Annotated in this window: 2 protein-coding genes and 1 pseudogene; all 3 read right to left on the bottom strand. The window is 34.0% G+C overall.

Translation table 11 applies throughout. The annotated features are described in order from the left end of the window. Positions 1–855 (bottom strand): annotated as a pseudogene (locus tag QLS31_RS16090) (flagellar motor protein MotB); the annotation flags it as partial. Between the two features lie 11 nt (positions 856–866). Further along, positions 867–1,775, bottom strand: coding sequence for a type IX secretion system membrane protein PorP/SprF (locus tag QLS31_RS16085; protein WP_282744682.1), 909 nt, complete (start codon positions 1,773–1,775; stop codon positions 867–869). A 151-nt stretch (positions 1,776–1,926) separates the two neighbouring features. Next, positions 1,927–4,063: gliding motility-associated C-terminal domain-containing protein (locus QLS31_RS16080; RefSeq protein ID WP_282744681.1), on the bottom strand; the 2,137-nt coding region annotated here is incomplete at its 5' end.

Raw genomic sequence — 4,063 nt, 5'->3', positions numbered from 1 at the left:
AGTACTGTAATTATCACTGTCAAAAGGCAGTTCGGTTACATTTACCCATTTGTCATTCTCTAAAGTGGCTTTGTATATTTTTATTAAAGTAATTTTATTTCCATCTTTTCCTTTTTTGCCATCGAGATAGTTGTTTCGTGAAAAATACATGGTTTTTCCATCACTGCTAAAAGTAGGAGTAGATTCATGAAATTTCGAATTTATGGTTCCATCAAACTTTTTCGCAGTACCCGGTGTCATGTCTTCCCCTAAATCAGCCGTGTACAAGTTTGTAAAATACTGATTGGTCCATTTGTGTTTTCTTTGTCCAAGACTTCCTGTATCCCTTGCTGAAGCAAAAACTAATTTATTCGAATATAGTGCAGTTCCATAATCAGAATACATAGAGTTTATTCCGGCATCTTCAACTGTATATCTTCCGGAATTTGCTTTTATAGCTTCTAAATAATTGGTATTTTTTTTAAATAGTTTGCCTCTGGTATCGTTACCTGATTTTTGGTTGAATAACTCCATCATCTCATTAGCCTTATCATTTTGGTCCATTGCTCTTAAAGACTGAGCATAACGATAATAATATTCCGGTTCTAAATTAGAGGTATCCATAGTAAATAATTCACCATACCATTTAGCAGCTTTATCGAACTGAGCATTAAAGTAGTAAGCATTCCCCAACTTTTTAAACAGATCCGCAGATTTATATCCTTTTTCAGCAATCCTTTCATAGGTTTTGATGGCATCTACATAAGCATAGCCGTCATACTTTTTATCGGCAGTAGCCAATTTTGCTTTTTGGGAATAAATGTTAATAGAAAAAACACTTACTATTGTTATGTAAAAGAATATAAATTTTTTCATAGTCTTAATTTTTAGAAGAATCTAGGAGTTATGATTTTTCCATTATTTTTAAATATTTCATAACGTAAAAATATTTCATGGGAACCGGAATTATAGTTATTCAAATTAGTGGTTTCATGATCATAACCATATCCTATATACATTCCGTCAGTAACTTGAAACCCAACCATCGCACTTACTGCAGCAGACCATCTATAAGCTAGACCAATAACAAATTTATCATTGAACATAAAGTTTCCTGATACATCCACTTGAAGCGGAGCACCTGCAACAACTTTTGTCAATAGTGCGGGTTTAAATTTTATGGATTCATTCACATCAAACACATAACCTGCAATTAAGTAGTAATTAATTTTTTCTTTAAAAATAGCTACTTCATTATCATCATAACGGTTGCTTTCGATGAAATTTGGTATTGAAAACCCTACATAAGCTTTGTCAGAATGTAAATAAACACCCGCTCCAATATTAGGTGTAAATTTATTATTGAAATCATGCAGACTAGGATCATCGTCAACAGGATTTAATCGGTTGACATCTAAATTAAAAAAGTTAGCAGTTGCTTTGATTCCAAAAGATAATTTAAAGGTTTCAGAAGTAGGAACGGTGTATGATAAATCAGCTGAAATCGTGTTTTCAGTGGTAGGTCCAATTTTATCATTTATAATTGATACTCCCAAACCTAAATTACTTTCGTTCAGAGGTGTATTGACAGAAGCAGCATTAGTAACTGGAGCACCATCAAGTCCTACCCATTGTGTACGATGTAGCGCAAAAATACTTAAAGCACCTCTTGATCCAGCATAAGCGGGATTAATATTGATTGTGTTGTACATGTATTGAGTAAATTGAGCATCTTGTTGTGCATAACTTACAAAGGCTGTAAACATCAAAACGAAAGAAAATAATTTTGTTTTCATAGTAGATATTTATTATTTTAAATTATCTATCGAACTCATTTATAAGAATTAATTAGATTGGTTTGATAATTTTTTAGAGTTTATTATTTAAGAAATAGAGCTATTTTAATTTTATAATGCCTGAGGACAAAAAGTTCTCAGGCATTAAATTTTAATTATTTACAATATATAAATATCCATCTTTTTTATTCGTCATGATTTTTCCATCATTGTCAACAGAAGTATAATTCAAAATATAGAAGTAAGTTCCTGTAGGTAAACCTGTAGATTGACTAACGGTTGTTCTACCAAGAGAAGTACCATTGAAAACATTAGTTGTATTATTATATCCTTTAGTTTCATAAACCAAAACCCCCCAACGGTTATAAATCTCTACAGTATTATCTGGATAACAAACAGTATCGTCAATATTATCGATTATGAATTTTTCATTAATTCCGTCACCATTTGGAGAGAATGCATTATGAACTAATATGATTCCACAAGCTAATACAATGCCACCACAACCGGTATTTACCGTCATGACAACTCTTACAGTTCTAGGGCAAGTAACATCGTCAATTTTATATTCAAATGTGTAATCTCTAACTGAAAGACCCGAAGCATTAAGAGTACTTCCTTGTAAACCACCTGAATTATTTACATCTACCCAAGTTCCGTTTGTTGAAGTTCCCATTGGTAAGAAATCATTTAGATTCGTCGTTGTGATTTCTCCATCATTACAAATTGAACTGTTTATTGTTACAACACTATTAGGAATTGTAACATTGATAGTTTGGGTAAACTCAGATACATTTCCACAAGCATCAGTTACAGACCATTTTCTTACGATTGAATAAGAGTTTTCTGTTTTGTTTATGATGTTTTCAGTAAAAATAGCTGGTGAAACTGTAGAACAATTATCTACAAATACAAGTTCAGGCTTAGCAGGAATTGTATCACAATTTACACTAACAATGGCCGTAAAAGCTGTAGTTGTAGTTGGACCAGCATTATCTTGAACACTAATAACTTGAGAAGCCGTAGCAGTGTTTCCTGAGGAATCAGTTGCGCTCCAAGTTCTAGTTATTGTGTAAGCGCCAATACAACTTCCTTGTACTCTTACATCAACGAATGTTAAGTTTACAGAGCCACAGGTATCTGTTGCCAATGCTTGAGCAAAGTTAGGTGTCAAGCCGCAAGATATTGTTGAAGCTACTGGTAATTGAGCAATAACAGGAGCTGTTGCATCTTGAACATTTATTGTTATTGTAGCCGTATCACAATTAGTCGGATTTAGTTTTTCACATATTTGATATGTTAGTACATATGAACCACTAACTATTCCGCTTTGAACATTAATGTTTCCAAAATTATCTAATGTGATATTTGAATTCCCTCCAGAAACCGTTGTTATATTAACTTCTTCTGATTTAGCAAGATTACCATTTAAAGTATCATTAGCTAATACATTACCAATTACACCAAATGAAGTACAATTAATATTTGAATAAGCATCATCGTTAGCATCAATAGCAGGAGCTGCAACAACAATAGTAACCGTAGTCGTATTACAATTGGTTGGGTTCAATACCTCACAAATAGTGTAGTTTATGGTATACGTTCCCGCCGATGTGTTTGGTGCTACGTTTACAGTTCCATCAGGATTAATGGTCAATGGTCCGTTTGGTGTAGAAGTTAATACTACATCCGCAGGGTTAACAGGTAATCCGTTCAAGGTATCGTTAGTTAAAACATTGATACCTGAATTACCGCCGGTTGATCCATTTACAGGAATCGCATTGGTATTCGCTACAGCATCAATAACTGGGGCTGCAACAACTATAGTAACCGTAGCCGTATTACAATTGGTTGGATTTAATACCTCACAAATAGTGTAATTTATGGTATAAGTTCCCGCCGGTGTGTTTGGTGCTACGTTTACAGTTCCATCAGGATTAATGGTCAATGGTCCGTTTGGTGTAGAAGTTAATACTACATCCGCAGGGTTAACAGGTAATCCGTTCAATGTATCGTTAGTTAAAACATTGATACCTGAATTACCTCCGATAAATCCATTTACAGGAATCGCATTGGTATCCGCTACAGCATCAATAACTGGGGCTGAAACAACAATAGTAACCGTAGCCGTATTACAATTGGTTGGATTTAATACCTCGCAAATAGTGTAATTTATGGTATACGTTCCCGCCGATGTGTTTGGTGCTACGTTTACAGTTCCATCAGGATTAATGGTCAATGGTCCGTTTGGTGTAGAAGTTAATACTACATCCGCAGGGTTAACAGGT

It is taken from the genome of Flavobacterium sp. XS2P24, from assembly GCF_030010285.1.
Lineage (GTDB): Bacteria > Bacteroidota > Bacteroidia > Flavobacteriales > Flavobacteriaceae > Flavobacterium > Flavobacterium algoritolerans.
Note: the sequence above shows the minus strand (reverse complement) of the source record. Positions and strands in the feature narration are given on the sequence as shown.

What these genes read in the sequence shown, in the direction of transcription:
- QLS31_RS16085 (WP_282744682.1), bottom strand. Translation starts at nt 1,775, where the DNA reads ATGAAAACAAAATTATTTTCTTTCGTTTTGATGTTTACAGCCTTTGTA.